This is a genomic window from Streptomyces sp. NRRL F-5135, from assembly GCF_000719775.1.
In the GTDB taxonomy this organism is placed as follows: domain Bacteria; phylum Actinomycetota; class Actinomycetes; order Streptomycetales; family Streptomycetaceae; genus Streptomyces; species Streptomyces hebeiensis.
This window is the reverse complement of sequence record NZ_JOHR01000018.1, coordinates 126075-144847: the sequence shown is the minus strand read 5'-3', so window position 1 is coordinate 144847 and position 18773 is coordinate 126075. Positions and strand designations below refer to the sequence as shown.

At 71.0% G+C, this 18773-nt stretch carries 16 protein-coding genes, 1 pseudogene and 1 riboswitch; of the genes and pseudogenes, 8 read left to right on the top strand and 9 right to left on the bottom strand.

Annotated features, from left to right (window positions below; translation table 11 throughout):
• Positions 1-141: 141 nt before the first annotated feature.
• Positions 142-1107 (bottom strand): helix-turn-helix domain-containing protein, encoded by a 966-nt coding sequence (locus tag IG02_RS0128470; protein WP_030754201.1) that lies wholly within the window; start codon positions 1105-1107, stop codon positions 142-144.
• 92 nt (positions 1108-1199) lie between these two features.
• Between IG02_RS0128470 and IG02_RS43985 the strand changes: the two genes are divergently transcribed.
• Complete coding sequence (locus IG02_RS43985; RefSeq protein ID WP_030754198.1) at positions 1200-1421, top strand: hypothetical protein; 222 nt, start codon at positions 1200-1202, stop codon at positions 1419-1421.
• 22 nt (positions 1422-1443) lie between these two features.
• On the opposite strand, the pseudogene IG02_RS43980 reads toward IG02_RS43985, so the two are convergent.
• The 3 genes and pseudogenes from IG02_RS43980 to IG02_RS0128455 all read right to left on the bottom strand — a co-directional run.
• Positions 1444-1719: pseudogene (locus tag IG02_RS43980) on the bottom strand (DUF2809 domain-containing protein); the annotation flags it as partial.
• A gap of 55 nt (positions 1720-1774) precedes the next feature.
• Positions 1775-2833 (bottom strand): ribonucleotide-diphosphate reductase subunit beta, encoded by a 1059-nt coding sequence (locus IG02_RS0128460; protein ID WP_051765838.1) that lies wholly within the window; start codon positions 2831-2833, stop codon positions 1775-1777.
• Positions 2833-5373 (bottom strand): ribonucleoside-diphosphate reductase subunit alpha, encoded by a 2541-nt coding sequence (locus IG02_RS0128455; RefSeq protein ID WP_030754193.1) that lies wholly within the window; start codon positions 5371-5373, stop codon positions 2833-2835. The genes IG02_RS0128460 and IG02_RS0128455 overlap by 1 nt, the downstream gene beginning before the upstream one ends.
• A gap of 168 nt (positions 5374-5541) precedes the next feature.
• A riboswitch (cobalamin riboswitch) is annotated at positions 5542-5620 on the bottom strand.
• A gap of 121 nt (positions 5621-5741) precedes the next feature.
• Between IG02_RS0128455 and IG02_RS43150 the strand changes: the two genes are divergently transcribed.
• Positions 5742-5876 (top strand): hypothetical protein, encoded by a 135-nt coding sequence (locus IG02_RS43150; protein WP_324604755.1) that lies wholly within the window; start codon positions 5742-5744, stop codon positions 5874-5876.
• Between the two features lie 76 nt (positions 5877-5952).
• Here the strand turns inward: IG02_RS43150 and mctP are convergent, their stop codons facing one another.
• The 3 genes from mctP to IG02_RS0128435 form a co-directional block, all read right to left on the bottom strand.
• Positions 5953-7584 (bottom strand): monocarboxylate uptake permease MctP, encoded by a 1632-nt coding sequence (gene mctP, locus IG02_RS0128445; protein WP_030754191.1) that lies wholly within the window; start codon positions 7582-7584, stop codon positions 5953-5955.
• The gene (locus IG02_RS0128440) at positions 7584-7838 is read right to left on the bottom strand and encodes a DUF3311 domain-containing protein (protein ID WP_078854903.1); all 255 of its coding nucleotides are present in this window, start codon (positions 7836-7838) and stop codon (positions 7584-7586) included. The genes mctP and IG02_RS0128440 overlap by 1 nt, the downstream gene beginning before the upstream one ends.
• 249 nt (positions 7839-8087) lie before the next feature.
• Complete coding sequence (locus IG02_RS0128435; protein ID WP_030754186.1) at positions 8088-8852, bottom strand: GntR family transcriptional regulator; 765 nt, start codon at positions 8850-8852, stop codon at positions 8088-8090.
• Between the two features lie 373 nt (positions 8853-9225).
• Between IG02_RS0128435 and IG02_RS0128430 the strand changes: the two genes are divergently transcribed.
• The 4 genes from IG02_RS0128430 to IG02_RS0128415 all read left to right on the top strand — a co-directional run bounded on the left by IG02_RS0128430 (position 9226) and on the right by IG02_RS0128415 (position 13977).
• Positions 9226-10500, top strand: coding sequence for an extracellular solute-binding protein (locus tag IG02_RS0128430; protein ID WP_030754183.1), 1275 nt, complete (start codon positions 9226-9228; stop codon positions 10498-10500).
• A 112-nt stretch (positions 10501-10612) separates the two neighbouring features.
• Positions 10613-11593 carry a carbohydrate ABC transporter permease gene (locus IG02_RS0128425; RefSeq protein WP_030754181.1) on the top strand — a complete coding sequence of 327 codons (981 nt, stop codon included), beginning with the start codon at positions 10613-10615 and terminating at the stop codon, positions 11591-11593.
• Entirely contained in the window at positions 11590-12420 is an 831-nt protein-coding gene (locus tag IG02_RS0128420; RefSeq protein ID WP_030754178.1) for a carbohydrate ABC transporter permease, read from the top strand. Before IG02_RS0128425 ends, IG02_RS0128420 begins: the two co-directional genes overlap by 4 nt.
• A gap of 6 nt (positions 12421-12426) precedes the next feature.
• The gene (locus IG02_RS0128415) at positions 12427-13977 is read left to right on the top strand and encodes a glycoside hydrolase family 3 protein (protein WP_030754174.1); all 1551 of its coding nucleotides are present in this window, start codon (positions 12427-12429) and stop codon (positions 13975-13977) included.
• Between the two features lie 92 nt (positions 13978-14069).
• Here IG02_RS0128415 and nagB read toward each other — a convergent pair whose 3' ends face one another.
• On the bottom strand, positions 14070-14852 hold the full coding sequence (nagB, locus tag IG02_RS0128410) for a glucosamine-6-phosphate deaminase (RefSeq protein ID WP_030754172.1): 783 nt from the start codon (positions 14850-14852) through the stop codon (positions 14070-14072).
• Positions 14853-15084: 232 nt separating this feature from the next.
• Here nagB and IG02_RS0128405 point away from each other — a divergent pair, with 232 nt between their 5' ends.
• Together IG02_RS0128405 and IG02_RS0128400 are read left to right on the top strand one after the other, a co-directional pair.
• Positions 15085-16155, top strand: a complete 1071-nt coding sequence (locus IG02_RS0128405) for an SIS domain-containing protein (protein ID WP_030754170.1) — start codon at positions 15085-15087, stop codon at positions 16153-16155.
• Positions 16156-16568: 413 nt separating this feature from the next.
• A complete protein-coding gene (locus IG02_RS0128400; protein WP_030754168.1) occupies positions 16569-18068 on the top strand; it encodes a PAS domain-containing sensor histidine kinase in 1500 nt (499 codons plus the stop codon).
• 291 nt (positions 18069-18359) lie between these two features.
• Here IG02_RS0128400 and IG02_RS0128395 read toward each other — a convergent pair whose 3' ends face one another.
• A complete protein-coding gene (locus IG02_RS0128395) occupies positions 18360-18617 on the bottom strand; it encodes a WhiB family transcriptional regulator (protein ID WP_004937597.1) in 258 nt (85 codons plus the stop codon).
• Positions 18618-18773 lie beyond the last annotated feature (156 nt).

Below are 18773 nucleotides of genomic sequence, written 5' to 3'. Positions count from 1 at the left end.
TGCGCCGGGTTCCGCGTGTGCCGCGTCCGGTACGACGTGTGCCGCGTCCGGTACGACGTGTGCCGCGTCCGGTACGACGTGTGCCGGTCCGGTTCCGTGTGCGTGGCGTCCGGTTCGGCGTGCGCGGCGCGCCGGCCGGCGTCACGCGGCGTGGGACGGGCCCCGGAACGTACGCCGGTACGCGTTCGGCGTCGTCCCCAGCGTCCGCAGGAAGTGGTGGCGCAGCCCGGCCGCGTTGCCGAACCCGGCGCGGCTCGCGACGCTGTCCACCGTCTCGTCCGTCGTCTCCAGCAACTCCTGCGCCAGCAGCACCCGCTGACGCAGCAGCCAGCGGTACGGAGTGGTCCCCGTCTCCTGCTGGAAGCGGCGGGCGAACGTGCGGGGCGACATATGGGCGCGGGCCGCGAGCTGCTCGACGGTCATCTCCTGGTCCAGATGCCGCTCCATCCAGCCGAGGACCGTGCCGACCGTGTCGCACCGGTCGCGCGGCAGGGGGCGCTCGATGAACTGGGCCTGGCCGCCGTCGCGGTGCGGCGGGACCACCATGCGGCGGGCGACGGCGTTGGCGGTCTCGGGGCCGTACTCCTGCCGCAGGAGGTGCAGGCACGCGTCGATGCCGGCGGCCGTACCGGCCGAGGTCACGACCGGCCCCTCGTCCACGTAGAGCACGTCCGGCTCGACGATCGCGCGTGGATGGAGCCGGGAGAGCTCCGCCGCGTACCGCCAGTGGCTGGCGCAGCGGCGCCCGTCCAGCAGCCCGGCGGCGCCCAGGACGAAGACGCCGGAGCACACGCTGAGCACTCGCGAGCCCCGGTCCACGGCCCGGCGCAGGGCGTCCAGCAGCTCCGGCGGGAACTCCCGGCGCCCGTAGTCGGCGCCGGCGGGCACGGCGATGAGGTCGGCCTCCTCCAGCCGGTCGAGGCCATGGAGATTGCCGATGGTGAACCCGGCGTGCGTGCTCAGGACGGGCCCTTCGGCGGAGACGACCGCGAAGTCATGGACGGGCAGGCCCGCGTCGCTGCGGTCGAGTCCGAAGACCTCGCAGACCACGCCGAGTTCGAAGGGATGCACTCCGTCGAGGAGGACAGCGGTGACGTTCTGCAGCATGAACTCAGTCTGCCACCGAACTGGCAGCAATTCGAGGTTCGATGACAGTCCTGCCACTGCTCTGCGGCGCTCGCAGCGGCGACAGTAGAGCCATGGACATCCAGACGATTCCCGCCCTCGCCGCCATCTTCGCTCTCCTGACGGTCCCTTCGCTGATCTGGTACCTCAAGGAGCTGTCGATCGACCGGGCTCTGCGCGCCGCCGAGACCCCCGACCTGCCGAAGCGGCCCGTGCAGGCCGCCGCGCGCACACCGCGTGTGCCGTCCCCGCGGCTGCCGCACCGAGCGCGTACCACAGCAGGTCAGGCGCATTGAAAGTGGAGCCGAGGACGAGCCGGGCGACGACACTCCGCCCGGCCAGGTCCGCCGGTACTCCCGTCAGCTGCAACAGTTCGACCGCACAACTGAAGGCCAGCGCCCCCGCCGCCGCGCCCCAGGGCCGCACGCGAGGGAGGGCCAGCACGATGAGGACATGGACCAGCACGGTGTAGAGCGCGTCGCCCCCGTACTTGGCCACGTCCCCCGCCCCGAAGGCCCTGATCCCCAGGCCCGCGGCCACCGTCAGCACCGCAGCCCCGCCCGCCACCAGGCGCGTCCGCGCGAGAGCACTCATGACGAGCACTCTAAGCGGCGGCGAGGGCAGGGTGATTCGCGACGGTCGGCCGGAACTAGAAGTCGTCGTCGAAGCCGACCGTTCCCTCCACCGCCACCTGATACGCGGACGGGCGGCGTTCGAAGAAGTTCGTCAGCTCCTGGACGCCCTGGAGCTCCATGAAGGAGAACGGGTTCTCCGATCCGTAGACCGCCGGGAAGCCCAGGCGCGTCAGGCGCTGGTCCGCCACGCACTGGAGGTAGGCGCGCATCGAGGCCGTGTTCATGCCCGGCAGCCCGTCCCCGCACAGATCGTGGGCGAACTGGAGCTCCGACTCGACGGCCTCCTTCAGCATGTCGGTGACCTGGTGGCGCAGGGTGTCGTCGAACAGCTCCGGCTCCTCCGCGCGCACGGTGTCCACGACGTCGAAGGCGAAGTTCATGTGCATGGTCTCGTCCCGGAACACCCAGTTGGTCCCGGTGGCCAGGCCGTGCAGCAGTCCGCGCGAGCGGAACCAGTAGACGTACGCGAAGGCGCCGTAGAAGAACAGGCCCTCGATACAGGCCGCGAAACAGATCAGGTTCAGCAGGAAGCGGCGGCGGTCGGCCCGGGTCTCCAGGCGGTCGATCGATTCCACCGAGTCCATCCACGTGAAGCAGAACCGCGCCTTCTCGCGGATCGACGGGATGTTCTCCACCGCCGCGAAGGCCGCCGCCCGGTCGTCGGGGTCGGGCAGATACGTGTCCAGCAGCGTCAGGTAGAACTGGACGTGCACGGCCTCCTCGAAGAGCTGCCGGGACAGGTACAGGCGTGCCTCGGGCGAGTTGATGTGCTTGTAGAGCGTCAGCACCAGGTTGTTCGACACGATCGAGTCGCCCGTCGCGAAGAACGCGACCAGCCGGCCGATCATGTGCTGCTCGGCGGGGGAGAGCTTGCCGAGGTCGGCCACGTCGGAGTGGAGATCGACCTCCTCGACGGTCCAGGTGTTCTTGATCGCGTCGCGGTAGCGCTCGTAGAAGTCCGGGTAGCGCATGGGGCGCAGGGTCAGTTCGAAGCCCGGGTCGAGCAGGTTCTTCGGTGTGGTGGGGGCCGTCGCCGCGTCCGGCGTCGTGGTGTCGGTGGTTCCGGTGGTCATCACTGGCAGGCCTCGCAGGACTCGGGGTTTTCCAGGGAGCAGGCGATCGCGTCCGCCTCGGGCGCGGTAGCGGGTGCCGCGTGCTGGGCGGGTACGGGTACGGGTACGGGCACGGCGGGGGCGGAGGCCGGGGTGGCGGCCCGGGCCGCGCGGGCGATGCGGGTCGCCGGGCGCGAGCGCAGGTAGTACGTCGTCTTCAGGCCCTTCTTCCAGGCGTACGCGTACATCGAGCTGAGCTTGCCGATGGTCGGCGTCTCCAGGAACAGGTTCAGCGACTGGCTCTGGTCGAGGAACGGCGTACGGGCCGCCGCCATGTCGACCAGCCCGCGCTGCGGGATCTCCCACGCCGTGCGGTACAGGGCCCGGACCTCCGCCGGGATCCAGTCGAAGCCCGCCACCGACCCGTTGGACTCGCGCAGGGCCTCGCGGGTCCGGGCGTCCCAGACCCCCAGCCGCTTCAGGTCCCGCACCAGGTACGCGTTGACCTGGAGGAACTCCCCGGACAGCGTCTCGCGCTTGAAGAGGTTGGACACCTGCGGCTCGACGCACTCGTACGCGCCCGCGATGGAGGCGATGGTGGCCGTCGGTGCGATCGCCAGGAGCAGCGAGTTGCGCATGCCCGTGGCGGCGACGCGCGCCCGCAGGGCCGCCCAGCGCTCGGGCCAGGCGAGTTCGACGTCGTAGTGGTCCGGGTGCAGTACGCCGCGCGCGGTCCGCGTCCGCGACCAGGCGGGCAGCGCGCCGTGGCGTTCGGCGAGATCGCAGGACGCCTCGTACGCCGCCAGCATGATCCGTTCGGCGATACGGGTGGACAGCGCGGCGGCCTCGGGCGAGTCGAAGGGCAGCCGCTTCGTGAAGAAGACGTCCTGGAGGCCCATCACGCCCAGGCCCACCGGGCGCCACCGGGCGTTCGACCGGGCCGCCTGCTCGGTCGGGTAGAAGTTGATGTCCACCACCCGGTCGAGGAAGGTCACGGCCGTGTGGACGGTGGCGTCCAGCCGGTCCCAGTCGATCTCGCCGGAATCCAGGACGAACGCGCCGAGGTTGACCGAGCCGAGGTTGCAGACGGCCGTCTCGCCGTCGTCCGTCACCTCGAGGATCTCCGTGCAGAGGTTGGACGAGTGCACGACGCTGCCGGGTTCGGCGGTCTGGTTGGCCGTGCGGTTCGACGCGTCCTTGAAGGTCATCCAGCCGTTGCCGGTCTGCGCGAGCGTTCGCATCATCCGCCCGTACAGCTCCCTGGCGGGCAGGGATTTGAGGGCCAGACCGGCGGCCTCGGCGCGCCGGTACGCGGCGTCGAACGCGTCGCCCCACAGGTCGACCAGCTCCGGCACGTCGGACGGCGAGAACAGCGACCAGTCGGCGTCCGCCTCGACCCGGCGCATGAACTCGTCCGGGATCCAGTGCGCGAGGTTCAGGTTGTGCGTACGGCGCGCGTCCTCACCGGTGTTGTCGCGCAGCTCCAGGAACTCCTCCACGTCCGCGTGCCAGGTCTCCAGGTAGACGCAGGCCGCGCCCTTGCGCCGGCCGCCCTGGTTGACGGCGGCCACGGAGGAGTCGAGGGTGCGCAGGAAGGGGACGATGCCGCCGGAGTGCCCGTTCGTGCCCCGGATCAGCGAACCGCGCGCGCGGATACGGGAGTACGGCAGGCCGATGCCGCCGGCGTGTTTCGAGAGCCGGGCGACCTGGTGGTAGCGCTCGTAGATCGAGTCCAGCTCGTCGCGGGGGGAGTCGAGCAGATAGCAGGAGGACATCTGCGGGTGGCGCGTGCCGGAGTTGAAGAGGGTCGGCGAGGACGGGAGGTAGTCCAGCCGGCTCATCAGCCCGTAGAGGGCGGCGACGTCGTCCACGGCGCCGCTGTTCCCGGCCGAGCCCTGGCCTGCCGCGTCCGCCGCGCCGGCGTCGTTCCCGGACGCGGCACCGTCGTTCCCGGACGCGGCACCGTCGTCCTCGGCGAGTCCCGAGGCCACGCGCAGCATGAAGTGCTGCGGCGTCTCGATGACCTGGCGGGTCAGCGGGTGACGGAGCAGGTAGCGGCTGTAGAGCGTGCGCAGGCCGAAGTAACCGAAGCGGTCGTCGGCTGCCGGATCGATCAGCGCGTCGAGGCGGTCCGCGTGCCGGGCCACGAAGGCGGCCGTGCGGTCCGCGATCAGGCCCTCGCGGTGGCCGGTCGCGACGGACGCGGAGAAGGACACCGCGCCCTGCCCCGCCGCCTCCTCGGCGATCGTACGGATCAGCAGCCGCGCCGCGAGCCGGGAGTAGGCGGGGTCCTCGGAGATCAGCCCGGCGGCGGCCTCGGTGGCGAGCTCACGCAGCTCCGCCTCGCCGGAGCGGGCGTGCCGGCCGCGCAGCGCGGCGGCGGCCACCCGGCCCGGGTCGGTGTCCGGCAGATCGGCGGTCAGGTCCGTCAGCGTCCGCAGCAACGCGGTCCCCGGCCCGTCGTCGGCCCGCGCCCCGGCAGAGGCCCCGGCGACGGGGACCTCGGCGGCCGGGGGTGTGACGGCTGTGCCCGGCACCGGATCGGCTGGCGCGATGGTCACGTGGTTGCTCTCCCTCGCTCGGCTCCGGAACGTCGGGAGGAGCAGCGGAGGGCACGCGCGGCCGTGCCGCCCGCGTCGGGACGGCGCACCGTACGGCGTCCACCGGCCCATCCACGAGGCCCGGACGTCCACGCGCCCGGAACGGTCGGACCGGGCGCGCCGTCGGCAGGTGCTCGGACTCGCGGGTACGCCGGAGCGCACCACTGCTCACCGTTGCGGGACAGTCCCGGACTCGCACCGGGTTCCCCTGCGTCGACAGCGGGTCGAGCATACATCTGGTGTCCGGGTGCTGTGACACCCCCCAGATGTTGTGTCTATGGCTGTTTCGACGCTCGGCTGTCGGCTCAGTCGACCGGGAGAACGGCGAAGTGCGGGTGCACAGCGAACCGGACGGTGTGCGGTACGGGACCGTGCGCATCGTGCCGTTCGGCAAGGAGATCACGCCGCCCGAACCCGTGGGCATCCACCTGGAGACCGAGGAGCTCAAGAACTGGGTGCGCTGAATGGACCCCTGACACCGGCAGCGGGCCGCCGGATCGTCCGGCGGCCCGCTGGGGCACAGGAGTGGTGCGGGGGTGGTCAGTGGACGGGGTCGCCCGCCGTGGCCGGCGGGAGTTCCGTCTTCACGCCCGGGTCCCCGGCGTCCGCCGTGTAGTCGGACGGGCTCGTCTCGTCCACGCCGTCCGGGGCCTTGACCGCCCGCAGGACCAGCGTCACCACGACGGTCACGACCAGGTTCAGCACGAACGCGGTCAGGCCGATGTAACCGATCTCCCCGAGTCCGGGGATCTCCGCCGACGAGCCGCCGAAGTGCTTCTGCGTCGGGCTGGCCACGCCGTACGCCGCCACCGTGCCGTACAGCATGCCCACCGCCCAGCCGGCGAGCAGCGCCCAGCGGTGGAACCAGCGGGTGAACAGACCGCCGACCAGGGCCGGCATCGTCTGGAGGATCCAGATGCCGCCCAGCAGCTGGAAGTTGATCGCGACCGTCTTGTCCATGGTCAGGACGAAGACCAGCGCCCCCACCTTCACCAGCAGCGACACCAGCTTGGAGACCTTGGTCTCCTGTTCCGGCGTCGCGTCCGGCTTGATGAAGTCCTTGTAGATGTTGCGGGTGAACAGGTTCGCCGCGGCGATCGACATGATCGCGGCGGGCACCAGCGCGCCGATGCCGATCGCCGCGAACGCCACGCCCGCGAACCAGTCGGGGAACATGTTCTCGAACAGCTGCGGGATCGCCAGCTGCCCGTTGTCCACCTTCACCCCGGCCGCGATCGCCATGAAGCCGAGCAGTGCCAGCAGGCCCAGCATCAGCGAGTACAGCGGCAGGATCGTCGTGTTGCGCCGGATCACCTCGCGGCTGCGGCTGGACAGCGTCGCCGTGATCGAGTGCGGGTACATGAAGAGCGCGAGGGCGGAGCCCAGCGCCAGCGTCGCGTACCCCCAGTGCCCGGCGTCGCCCGGCGCCAGCGCGCCGCGCGGCTGGCCGGTGGCCGGGTTGGTCTCGGCGAAGGCGTCGCCCGCCTTGGCGAAGATCTCGTCGAAGCCGCCCAGCTTGATCGGGATGTAGATGATCGCCACGACGATCACGATGTAGATCAGGGTGTCCTTGACGAACGCGATCAGCGCGGGCGCCCGCAGCCCCGACGAGTAGGTGTACGCGGCGAGCACGCCGAAGGCGATCAGCAGCGGCAGGTCCTTGATGAACCAGTGCGTGTTCTCGCCTCCGCCCACGCCCATCACGTCCAGCACCGCCTGGATGCCCACCAGCTGGAGCGCGATGTACGGCATCGTGGCCAGGATGCCGGTGAGCGCGACCGCCAGCGACAGGCCCTTGGAGCCGAACCGGCCGCGTACGAAGTCCGAGGTCGTCACGTACCCGTGCCGGTGCGACACCGACCACAGCCGGGGCAGGAAGGTGAAGATCAGCGGATAGACGAGGATCGTATACGGCACGGCGAAGAAGCCGGCCGCTCCCGCCGCGTAGATGGCCGCCGGGACCGCGACGAACGTGTACGCCGTGTACAGGTCGCCGCCGAGCAGGAACCAGGTCACCCAGGTGCCGAAGGAGCGGCCGCCGAGTCCCCACTCGTCCAGGCTGTGCTCGTTCTCGGCCTTGCGCCAGCGTGCGGCCATGAAGCCCATGGCCGTCACGGCGACGAAGAAGAAGACGAAGACGGCGAGCGCGACGCCGTTCACACCGTCGTTCATCAGCGCTCACCTCCGTGCCGGGAGCGCTGGTCGCGCTTCCAGAGCTGGTACGCGGTCATGGTCAGCGCGGTGGAGATGAGGACCCACAGCAACTGGTACCAGTAGAAGAACGGGATACCGATCAGGGTGGGCTCGATCCTGGCGTACGAACTCACCCAGAGCATCGCCACGAAGGGCGCGAGGAGACAGAGACCGATCACCACACGTACGGGCGTGATCGTGGGTGGCGGTTTCTCTTCTGGAGCTTCTGACACGGCGGCCCGTCCCCTCGCTGTTCTTCCGGTTGACGCGCAGGAAATCTAGGCGAGGGGTTTGATCACCGTCACCCCCCTGTCCACGTATCGGTACCGAAACGCGACAAGCGCGGGCGCGGACACGTGACGACGTCAGGTCAGGAGGGCGGACGCCGGCCGCCGGGTCACGGTGCCGGCGGCCCTGTGACGGTGCCGGCCGCCGGGGCACGGCGCAGGGTCACGGTGCCGGCGGCCGGGGTACGGCGCAGGTCACGGTGCCGGCCGCTTCAGCCGCGCCACGAACTTGTACCGGTCCCCCCGGTACACCGACCGCACCCACTCCACCGGCTCGCCCCGGCCGTCCAGCGAGTGCCGCGAGAGCATCAGCATCGGCAGCCCCACGTCCGTGCCGAGCAGCCCGGCCTCGCGCGGGGACGCCAGCGACGTCTCGATCGTCTCCTCGGCCTCGGCCAGCCGGACGTCGTACACCTCGGCCAAGGCCGTGTACAGCGACGTGTACTTCACGAGCGAGCGGCGCAGCGCCGGGAAGCGCTTCGCCGACAGGTGGGTGGTCTCTATGGCCATCTGCTCCCCGCTGGCCAGGCGCAGCCGCTCGATCCGCAGCACCCGGCCGCCCGGGGCGATGTCGAGCAGCCCGGCGAGGCGCTCGTCGGCGGTGACGTAACCGATGTCCAGCAGCTGGGAGGCCGGCTCCAGGCCCTGGGCCCGCATGTCCTCGGTGTACGAGGTGAGCTGGAGCGCCTGGGCGACCTTGGGCTTGGCGACGAAGGTGCCCTTGCCCTGGATCCGCTCCAGCCGGCCCTCGACGACGAGTTCCTGCAGCGCCTGCCGCACGGTGGTGCGCGAGGTGTCGAACTCGGCCGCGAGCGTGCGTTCCGGGGGTACCGGGGTGCCCGGCGGCAGTGTGCGCGTCATGTCGAGCAAGTGCCGCTTGAGCCGGTAGTACTTCGGTACGCGTGCCGTACGGGTGGCGGGTCCGCCCTCGGTGTCCGTACCGCTCGCTTCCGTGGCCATCGCCTGTCTCCCCGACTCCTGTGCTGCCGTCACCGGCTCCTCCGTCTGTCGCGGCTCACATGGTGGCACGCTGCGGCCACGGATCGTCGCCGCCCTCCGCCGGTGTCCGGTCACCGGGCCGACCCCGGCCGTGCCACGGCTTGCTTCCGGCCCGTGTCCGATCCGTGTCCGGTCCGTCCCGGAGCCCTGAGATGTCGGTCCGGTAACGGACCTGACGCCCCTTTCTTGTAGCCCTTGACACCCATAAAGGCCTAGGCCAAGCTCCCGTCTACTGGTCTAAACCATTATTGACCAGGTCCCGGCCCCGGCGGTACCCGGCGTTGAGTCTTCGCGGTGGCAGGGGGTTGCATCATTCCCTGAATTGGAGGGTGGCGTGAAGCGCAAGCTCATCGCGGCGATAGGTGTCGTCGGCATGTTGGCCGGTGTCGCCGCGTGCGGTTCCGGTGACGACGGGGACGCGAAGACGGGGGCCGACGGGTTCAAGGGCCAGACGCTGACGGTCTGGGCCATGGACGGTTCCACCCCGGACGGCTGGACCAAGGATGTCACCGCCGCCTTCGAGAAGAAGACCGGTGCCAAGCTGAAGTTCGAGGTCCAGCAGTGGAACGGCATCCAGCAGAAGCTGACCACGGCGCTCTCCGAGGCGAACCCGCCGGACGTCTTCGAGATAGGCAACACGCACACCCCCGCCTACGCGGAGACCGGCGGACTCGCCGACCTGACCGACCTCAAGAAGGAGATCGGCGCCGACTGGACCGAGTCCCTCAACGAGTCGTCGGTCGTGGACGGCCGGCAGTACGCCGCGCCCTGGTACTTCGCCAACCGCGTCGTCATCTACAACAAGTCGGTCTTCAAGGAGGCCGGCGTCACCGCGCCGCCCAAGACCCGCGACGAGTTCTTCAAGGCCCTCGACGCGATCAAGGCGAAGGGCAAGGCCGAGCCCGTCTACCTGCCCGGCCAGAACTGGTACTTCTTCGACGGCCTGCTGATCGGCAAGGGCGCCGACCTGGTCAAGAAGGACGGCGACAAGTGGGTCTCCAACCTGGCCGACCCCAAGGTCGGCGAGGCCATGGCCCTCTACAAGAAGTACGCCGACTACTCCAAGGCGCCCAAGGACAAGGACGAGGCCACCCCGCAGCAGGCCGACGTCTTCGCCAAGGGCAAGACCGGCGCCTTCTTCGGCATGGGCTGGGAGGCGGCCACCGCGATCAAGGCCAACCCGGCCATCGAGAAGGAGATCGGCTACTTCACCATCCCCGGTGACACCGCCGACAAGCCCGAGGGCGTCTTCCTCGGCGGCTCCAACCTCGCCGTCGCCGAGGGCAGCGAGAAGAAGGAACTCGCCAAGGAGTTCCTGAAGATCGCGCTCTCCGACACCTTCGAGGGACAGCTCGCCAAGGAAGGCGGCGTCATCCCGAACAAGGACGCGCTCCAGGACCAGCTGGCGGGCAACGCCGCCGCCGAGGCCGCCGCTCCGGCCGCCAAGGTCGGCGGCACCACGCCGCTGATCCCGGAGTGGGCCGCCGTGGAGAACGCCCCCAGCCCGATCAAGGCCTACATGACGGCCTTCCTCAACGGGAAGTCGCACGCGGAGGCCGCCGCGCAGGTCGAGGGCGAGTTCAACAAGCGCCTCGCGCAGAAGCAGTGACCCCTCCCGCCGCCGGGACGGTTCCGCACCCGGACCGGCCCGGCGGCGGGCTTTCCCCGATTCGTCAGGTACCGACACGCGTCCCGTACCGACTGGTGAAGAGATGGCGAGCATGACCGTGCAGACCGAACGGCCGCCTGCCCGGCCGACGGAGGACACGCAACGCGCCGACGGCGGCCCGCACCCGCGGGGCGCGCGGCGCAGACCCGCGGCGCTCGCGCCGTACCTCCTGCTGCTGCCCGCGGTGGTGGCCACGCTGCTGCTGCTCGGCTGGCCGCTGGTCAAGAACGGCATGCTGTCGTTCCAGAACCTCAACATGAGACAGCTGATCCAGCATCTCACCGAGTGGAACGGCGTCGACAACTACACCGAGGTCCTCGGCAGCTCCGACTTCTGGCGCGTCACCGGCCGCTCGCTGCTGTTCACCGCCACCAACGTCGTACTGATCATGGTGCTCGGCACCCTGACCGGGCTGCTGCTGGCCCGGCTCGGCCGGCGGATGCGGGTGACCCTGCTGATCGCCCTCGTACTGGCCTGGGCCATGCCGGTCATCGCCGCCACCACCGTCTACCAGTGGCTGTTCGCGCAGCGGTACGGCGTCGTCAACTGGCTGCTCGACCGGGCCGGCTTCCACTCCATGGCGGACTACAACTGGACCGGCGACCAGCTGTCCACGTTCTTCGTGATCACGGTCCTGATCGTCTGGCAGTCGATCCCGTTCGTCGCGATCAACCTCTACGCCGCCACCACCACCATCCCCAAGGAGCTGTACGAGGCCGCCGCGCTCGACGGGGCGGGGGCCTGGCAGGGTTTCACCTCGGTCACCCTGCCCTTCCTGCGGCCCTTCCTCTACGCGACCACGTTCCTGGAAGTCATCTGGGTCTTCAAGGCGTTCGCGCAGGTCTTCGCCATCAACCAGGGCGGCCCCGACCGGCTCACCGAGATCCTGCCCGTCTACGCGTACATCGAGGGCATCGGCAACCAGCACTTCGGGATGGGATCGGCGATCGCGCTGCTCACCATCGTGATCCTGCTCGCCATGACCTCGCTCCATCTGCGGATCGTTCTCAAGCAAGGGGAGGACGAGCTGTGAACCGCTCGCTTCTCGGCCGCATCTGGCCCAACGCGACAGCCGTCGTCCTCGTCGTCCTCTGTGTCTTCCCGGTCTACTGGATGTTCGCGACGGCCTTCAAGCCGACGCCCGACATCGTGGCCGAGGACCCGGTCTTCTTCCCGACGGACATCACCTTCGAGCACTTCGAGACGGCGGTGAACGCCGAGAACTTCCTCACGCTGGTGGGCAACTCGCTCACCGTCACGGTCCTCGCCGTGCTGTTCTCCCTCGTCCTGGCGCTCGCTGGTTCGTTCGCGCTCGCCCGGATGCGGTTCAAGGGCCGCCGGGGCTTCGTCGTCGGTTTCATGATCGCGCAGATGGCGCCCTGGGAAGTCATGGTGATCGCGATCTACATGATCGTGCGCGACGCCGACATGCTCAACAGCCTGGTCCCGCTGACACTCTTCTACATGGTGATGGTGCTGCCCTTCACGATGCTCACGCTGCGCGGCTTCGTCGCCGCGGTGCCCCGTGAGCTGGAGGAGTCCGCCATGGTCGACGGCTGCACCCGGCCGCAGGCGTTCGTCCGGGTGATCCTGCCGCTGCTCGCCCCCGGTCTGATGTCGACCTCGCTGTTCGGCTTCATCACCGCCTGGAACGAGTTCCCGCTGGTGCTGGTCCTCAACAAGCAGGCCGAGGCGCAGACGCTGCCGCTGTGGCTCTCCCAGTTCCAGAGCCAGTTCGGTGACGACTGGGGCGCCACGATGGCCGCGTCCTCGCTCTTCGCGATTCCGGTCCTGGTCCTCTTCGTCTTCCTCCAACGAAAAGCGGTCAGCGGTCTCACCGACGGCGCGGTGAAGGGATAGCCCGGCATGACGACTGTCGCACGCGGTACGGACACGCTCACCCGGGACGCCCTCGCCGTCCTCCAGCCCGGCTTCCGCGGCACCACGCCGCCCGACTGGCTGCTGCGGCGCATCGACGAGGGCCTGACCTCCGTCGGCCTGTTCGGCCGTAACGTTTCCTCGCCCGAGCAGGTCGCCGCGCTCACCGCGCGGCTGCGCGCCGAGCGGGCGGACGTCCTCGTCGCGATCGACGAGGAGGGCGGCGACGTGACCCGCCTGGAGACCCGGCAGGGCTCCTCGTTCCCGGGCAACTACGCGCTCGGGACGGTGGACGACCTCGCCCTGACCCGTGCCGTGGCCCAGGAGCTCGGGCGGCGGCTGGCCGCCTGCGGGGTCGATCTCAACTGGGCCCCCTCCGCGGACGTCAACTCCAACCGGGACAACCCGGTGATCGGCGTCCGGTCCTTCGGCGCGGACCCGGAGCTGGTCGCCCGGCACACCGCCGCGTACGTCGGCGGACTCCAGAGCGCCGGTGTCGCCGCCTGCACCAAGCACTTCCCGGGGCACGGCGACACCGCCACGGACTCCCACCACGCGGTGCCGCGCATCGACGTGGACACGGCCACGGTGCGCGCCCGCGACCTGCGGCCGTTCCGTTCGGCCATCGCGGCCGGCTCCAAGGCCGTCATGAGCGCGCACATCCTGCTCCCCGCGCTGGACCCGGACCGCCCGGCGACGCTGAGCCGGCGGATCCTGACCGGTCTGCTGCGCGAGGAGCTCGGGTACGACGGGCTGATCGTCACGGACGGCATGGAGATGCTGGCCATCGCCGAGACGTACGGCATCGAGCGCGGCTCCGTCCTCGCGGTCGCCGCGGGCGCCGACGCCATCTGCGTGGGCGGCGGTCTGGCGGACGAGGCGACCGTACTGCGCCTGCGGGACGCGCTGGTCGCCGCGGTGCGCGGCGGTGACCTGCCCGAGGAGCGGCTGGCCGACGCGGCCGCGCGGGTGCGCGCCCTCGCCGACTGGACACTCCGGGCGCGGGGGGCCTCGGGGCCGGCCGCGGCCGGCCCCGAGGGGAGCGCGTCCGGCCCCGCGATCGGCCTGGTCGCGGCCCGGCGCGCGCTACGGGTGACGGGCTCGGCCGGCCCGCTCACCGAGGCGCCGTACGTCGCCGCCCTCGCGCCCGTCGCGAACATCGCGGTGGGCGACGAGACCCCCTGGGGCGTCGCGGCGGAGCTGGAACGGCTGCTTCCGGGTACGGAGACGGGCTCGTACAGCGGCGGCGACGGCGCGGCCGCGAACCCGGAGCGGGAAGCGGACCCGGACGCCCTGGCCGCGCGGATTCTCGGGGCGGCCGGGGAGCGCCCGGTCGTGGCCGTCGTACGGGACCTCCACCGGCACGCCTGGATGTCCCGCGTACTGGACCGCATGCTCGCCGTGCGCCCGGACACGGTGGTGGTCGAGATGGGGCTGAACGGGGCCGGACCGAGAGGCGCCCTGCACATCGCCACCCATGGCGCGGCACGCGTCTGCGGCCGGGCGGCGGCGGAGGTCATCGCGGGCCACGGCGGGTAGCCCTGTGCGGGCCCGGCTCCGGACGGGGAACCTGCCCCGGAGCCGGAGCCGGAGCCGGAGCCGGAGCCGGAGCCTGGCCGGCGTCCGTCGGCTCAGATGCCCTGCCAGTCCGGCTTGGCCGCGAACGTGGCGCGGAAGTAGTCGGCGAGCTTCAGCCGGGACGCCGCCGCCTCGTCCACCACGACCGTGGCGTGCGGGTGCAGCTGGAGCGCGGAGGCCGGGACGAAGGCGGCGACCGGGCCCTCGACCGCCTGGGCGACCGCCTCGGCCTTGCCCTCGCCGGTGGCCAGCAGGACCAGGTGACGGGCCTCCAGGATCGTGCCGATGCCCTGGGTGATCACGTGGTGCGGCACGTCGTCGAGGTGGTCGAAGAAGCGCGCGTTGTCCTCGCGGGTCTGCCGGGTCAGGGTCTTGATCCGGGTGCGGGAGGCCAGCGAGGAGCAGGGCTCGTTGAAACCTATGTGTCCGTCCGTGCCGATACCGAGCAGCTGGAGGTCCACCCCGCCGGCCTCGGCCAGCGCCCGGTCGTAACGCTCGCACGCGGCCTGCACGTCGGTGGCGCTGCCGTCGGGGCCCATGAAGGCGTCCGGGGCGAGGCCCAGCGGCTCGACCACCTCCCGCTCCACCACCGAGCGGTAGGACTCGGGGTGGCCGGGCGCCAGGCCCACGTACTCGTCCAGCTGGGCGATCCGCGCGCGGGACACGTCCACCGCGCCGTCCCGGACCCGCGCCGCGAGCGCCTGGTAGACGGGCAGCGGGGTGGAGCCGGTGGCCACCCCGAGCAGCGCGTCGGGCTTGCGGCGCAGCAGGTCGGCGATGCTGTCCGCGATGAGCTGGCCGCCTGCTGCGGCGTCCTGAACGATGACGACTTCCACGCTGGGCCTGCCGATCTGATCAGAGGGCTCGTACGACTCTTCCCACGATATGGTATAGACCAATTCTATCAGAGGGGCGGCCGTCCGGCAGTGGGGTGGCGTCCCACCGCCAGGCCGCGGCCTCCGGCGGCGCACCGTGGCGGCCCGCCCCCCCGGCCCGGTGGCGGCCCCCTTGGCTCCATGGTCGACTGGGAGGGCCCGTGCCGTCGCCCGATGTGGAGGCACTCAAGCCATGTCTGCCGCCTTTCCGGCCGGAGCCAGCGAGCGGCCGGGCCGGATTCTGGCCGCCGAGGTCGCGGAGCAGCCTGACGTCCTGCGCCGGGTCCTGACGGACGGGGCGGGTCCCATCAGGCGGACGGCCGAGGCGATCGCCGCCAGGCACCCCAGGTTCGCCCTGCTCACCGCCCGGGGCACCTCCGACCACGCGGCGCTCTACGGCAAGTACCTGCTGGAGATCCGGCACGGCCTGCCGTGCGGGCTGGCCTCCATGTCCACGGTCACCGTGTACGGGGCGCGGCCGCGACTGACCGACGTACTGGTCATCGGGGTCAGCCAGTGGGGCGGTTCGCCGGATCTGGTGAGTACGGTGTGGGCCGCCCGCAACGCCGGCGCCATCACGCTGGCGCTGACCAACGACCCGGACTCGGCGCTGGCCGGGGTGGCCGAGTTCCACATCGACGTACGGGCCGGCCAGGAACGGGCGCTGCCCGCCACCAAGTCGTACATCGCCTCGCTCCTCAGCCTCTACCTGCTCAGCGAGGGGCTGCGCGGCGGCGACGGGGTGGCGGCCCTCGCCCTGCCGGACCTCGCCGAGCGGATCCTGGCCCGGCGGGACGAGGTGCGCGCACTCGCCAACCGCTACCGCTTCGCCGAGCGGATGGTCGTGGTCTCCCGGGGCTACGGCTACCCCACCGCCCGGGAGGCGGCGCTCAAGCTGATGGAGACCTGCTATCTGCCCGCTCTGCCCTACTCGGGCGCGGATCTGCTGCACGGCCCGCTCGCGATGATCGACCACCTCACTCCGGTGATCGCGGTCGTCCCGGAGGGCAGGGCCCGCGACGCGCTGCGGCCGGTTCTGGTCCGGATCCGGGGCAGGGGGGCCGATCTCGCGGTCGTCGGGCCCGAGGCCGAGGTGAACCGGGCGGCGGCGGGGTTCGTCCTGCCGACCGAGGGGATCCCCGAGGATCTCCAGCCGGTGCTGGAGATCCTTCCGCTGCACGTCCTCGCGTATGAACTCGCGCTCATCCGGGGGCAGGACCCGGACGTGCCGCGCACGATGGCCAAGACTCCGCAGACCCGCTGACATCCTGAACCCGCTGACGTCCGAACCCGCCGACGCCCTGGGCCCGTCGGCGTCCCGCATCCGCCGGCGTCCCGAATCCGCTGGTCACCACGCACACCCGCGGGCCGCGGCGCCGCGACGGGACCCTCAGCCCGTACGGCACCGCAGCCCGGAGTTGCTACGGCCGTCGGGTGTGCGGTCCCGCGCGGCCGTGGAGGAGGTCCCGTCGCAGTCAGGGCAGAGAGCGCCGGATCCTCGGTCCGCTCTCCTGTGCGGGGAGGGCGGAGGCTTCTGTGACCATTGTGGACTAGACCACTTCGTGGTGTCCATGCTTAGATCGAGCTTATTTCGCCTGGCCCCGTGGAGAACAGACCCCGGAGGGCCGTGGTTCGTGCCCGTTTCGCGCCGCGGGTACGCTCGCGTGTGTGCCCTCCATGAACGACCTCGTCCGCCAGCACACGGCCCTCGGCGAATCCGACCTCGAATGGCTGCACCTGCTGGTCTCGGAGTGGCAGCTGCTCTCCGACCTCTCCTTCGCCGATCTCGTGCTCTGGGTCCCCACGCGCGACGGCACCCGCTACGTGTCCGTCGCGCAGATGCGCCCCAACACCGGGCCCACCTCCTACCAGGACGACATGGTCGGCCACCTCGTTCCGCGCGGACGCCGGCCCCTGCTGGACGCCGCGCTCGACGAGGGGCGGATCGTCCGCGAGGGCGACCCGGAGTGGCGCGAGGAAGTGCCCGTACGGGTCGAGTCCATCCCCGTGCGCCGCGAGGGCCGGGTCCTCGGCGTGATCGCCCGCAACACCAACCTGCTGACCGTCCGTACCCCCAGCCGGCTGGAGCTCACCTACCTCCAGTCGGCCTCCGACCTGGCCCAGATGATTGCCGCCGGGTCCTTCCCCTTCCCCGGGCAGCAGGTCGACATGGACGCCTCGCCCCGGGTCGGTGACGGGCTGATCCGCCTCGACGCCGACGGGGTGGTGCAGTACGCGAGCCCCAACGCGCTGTCCGCGTACCACCGCCTCGGCCTCGCCTCCGACCTCGTCGGCCACCACCTGGGCCGGACCACCGCCGAACTGGCGCCCTCGCGCGGCCCGGTGGACGAGGCCCTGGTCAAACTGGCCAGCGGCTACGCGCCCCGGGAGACCGAGGTGGAGGGGAGCGACGGCGTGATCCAGCTGCGTGCCATCCCGCTCAAGCCGAAGGGCGACCGGATCGGTTCGCTGGTGCTGCTCCGGGACGTCACGGAACTCCGCCGCCGCGAGCGGGAGTTGATCACCAAGGACGCCACCATTCGGGAGATCCACCACCGGGTCAAGAACAACCTCCAGACGGTGGCGGCGCTGCTCCGGCTCCAGGCCCGGCGCATGGACTCGCCGCAGGGCCGGGAGGCGCTCGACGAGGCGGTACGGCGCGTCGGTTCCATCGCCATCGTGCACGAGACGCTGTCTCAGAATCTGGATGAGCGGGTCGAGTTCGACGAGATCGCCGACCGGGTGCTGGCCATGGTCACCGAGATCGCGCCCGGCACCGTGGTCTGCCGCCGGACCGGGAAGTTCGGCATCCTCGACGCCGAGGTGGCCACTCCGCTCTCGATGGTGCTGACCGAGATTCTGCAGAACGCCCTGGAACACGCGTTCGCGCCGGGGGAGCAGGGCCGGGTCGACGTCATGGCGGTCCGCAGCGGGCGCGGCCCCGCGAAGGCGAAGCGCCGCGCCGGTGTTCGCGAGGGGGCCCGGCTGCTGGTCACGGTCCAGGACGACGGGCGCGGGCTACCCGAGGGCTTCGACCCGAAACGGGCGGGGAACCTGGGGCTCCAGATCGTCCGCACTCTGGTGGAGGGGGAGTTGGGCGGCAGCTTCGACATGGTGGCCGCCCCGGTGAGCGGCACGCGCGTCATCCTGGAGATCCCGGTCGAATCGGAGAAGTGACGTCTTCCCGCGGCGGTCGCCGGGGCGGCCACCGAGAGCCGGCCCGCCGCTTCGAGAACGTTCCCGCCGGCGCCCGCCCTTGGCACAGCAGCGAGCCCCGGACCGTGGTGACGGTCCGGGGCTCGGCTCGAAGCTCACGTTGCGATGCGCATCGGGGGGGGGGTACTGCGCGCTGCGGTTCGGGGGCGGGTCCATGCGTACACGCTGTACGCTCCGCCGGCCAGGCCCCGACTCCTCGGTTCCTCGGGTGAGGACCGGTGAGAGCGAGGCCCTGGGCTCGTGGCAGGGGCCTCAGGCGGTCGCGTTGCGCGCCCGGTTGCGAGCGGCGCGGCGCTTCATGGCGCGGCGCTCGTCCTCGCTGAGGCCACCCCAGACGCCGGAGTCCTGGCCGGACTCGAGCGCCCACTGCAGGCACTGCTCCATGACGGGGCAGCGACGGCAGACGGCCTTGGCTTCCTCGATCTGCAGCAGCGCAGGACCGGTGTTGCCGATGGGGAAGAACAGCTCGGGGTCTTCCTCGCGGCAAACGGCGTTGTGACGCCAGTCCATGGCTGCTACCTCTCTTGGTATGACGTGCATATGTCGTGCGGATTGCTTGTGAATGTGAACGCTTTCACGAATCCCCCGACAAGTGAAGGGCCGACCACCAGCTGAGACAGGTGTGGTCCTTGTGTTTGAGGAGGGGTTCTGGCTCTCAAGGGGGCC

What these genes read in the sequence shown, in the direction of transcription:
- IG02_RS0128470 (WP_030754201.1), bottom strand. Translation starts at nt 1,107, where the DNA reads ATGCTGCAGAACGTCACCGCTGTCCTCCTCGACGGAGTGCATCCCTTC.
- IG02_RS43985 (WP_030754198.1), top strand. Translation starts at nt 1,200, where the DNA reads ATGGACATCCAGACGATTCCCGCCCTCGCCGCCATCTTCGCTCTCCTG.
- IG02_RS0128460 (WP_051765838.1), bottom strand. Translation starts at nt 2,833, where the DNA reads ATGACCACCGGAACCACCGACACCACGACGCCGGACGCGGCGACGGCC.
- mctP (WP_030754191.1), bottom strand. Translation starts at nt 7,584, where the DNA reads ATGAACGACGGTGTGAACGGCGTCGCGCTCGCCGTCTTCGTCTTCTTC.
- IG02_RS0128435 (WP_030754186.1), bottom strand. Translation starts at nt 8,852, where the DNA reads ATGGCCACGGAAGCGAGCGGTACGGACACCGAGGGCGGACCCGCCACC.
- IG02_RS0128425 (WP_030754181.1), top strand. Translation starts at nt 10,613, where the DNA reads ATGACCGTGCAGACCGAACGGCCGCCTGCCCGGCCGACGGAGGACACG.
- IG02_RS0128415 (WP_030754174.1), top strand. Translation starts at nt 12,427, where the DNA reads ATGACGACTGTCGCACGCGGTACGGACACGCTCACCCGGGACGCCCTC.
- IG02_RS0128405 (WP_030754170.1), top strand. Translation starts at nt 15,085, where the DNA reads ATGTCTGCCGCCTTTCCGGCCGGAGCCAGCGAGCGGCCGGGCCGGATT.
- IG02_RS0128400 (WP_030754168.1), top strand. Translation starts at nt 16,569, where the DNA reads ATGAACGACCTCGTCCGCCAGCACACGGCCCTCGGCGAATCCGACCTC.
- IG02_RS0128395 (WP_004937597.1), bottom strand. Translation starts at nt 18,617, where the DNA reads ATGGACTGGCGTCACAACGCCGTTTGCCGCGAGGAAGACCCCGAGCTG.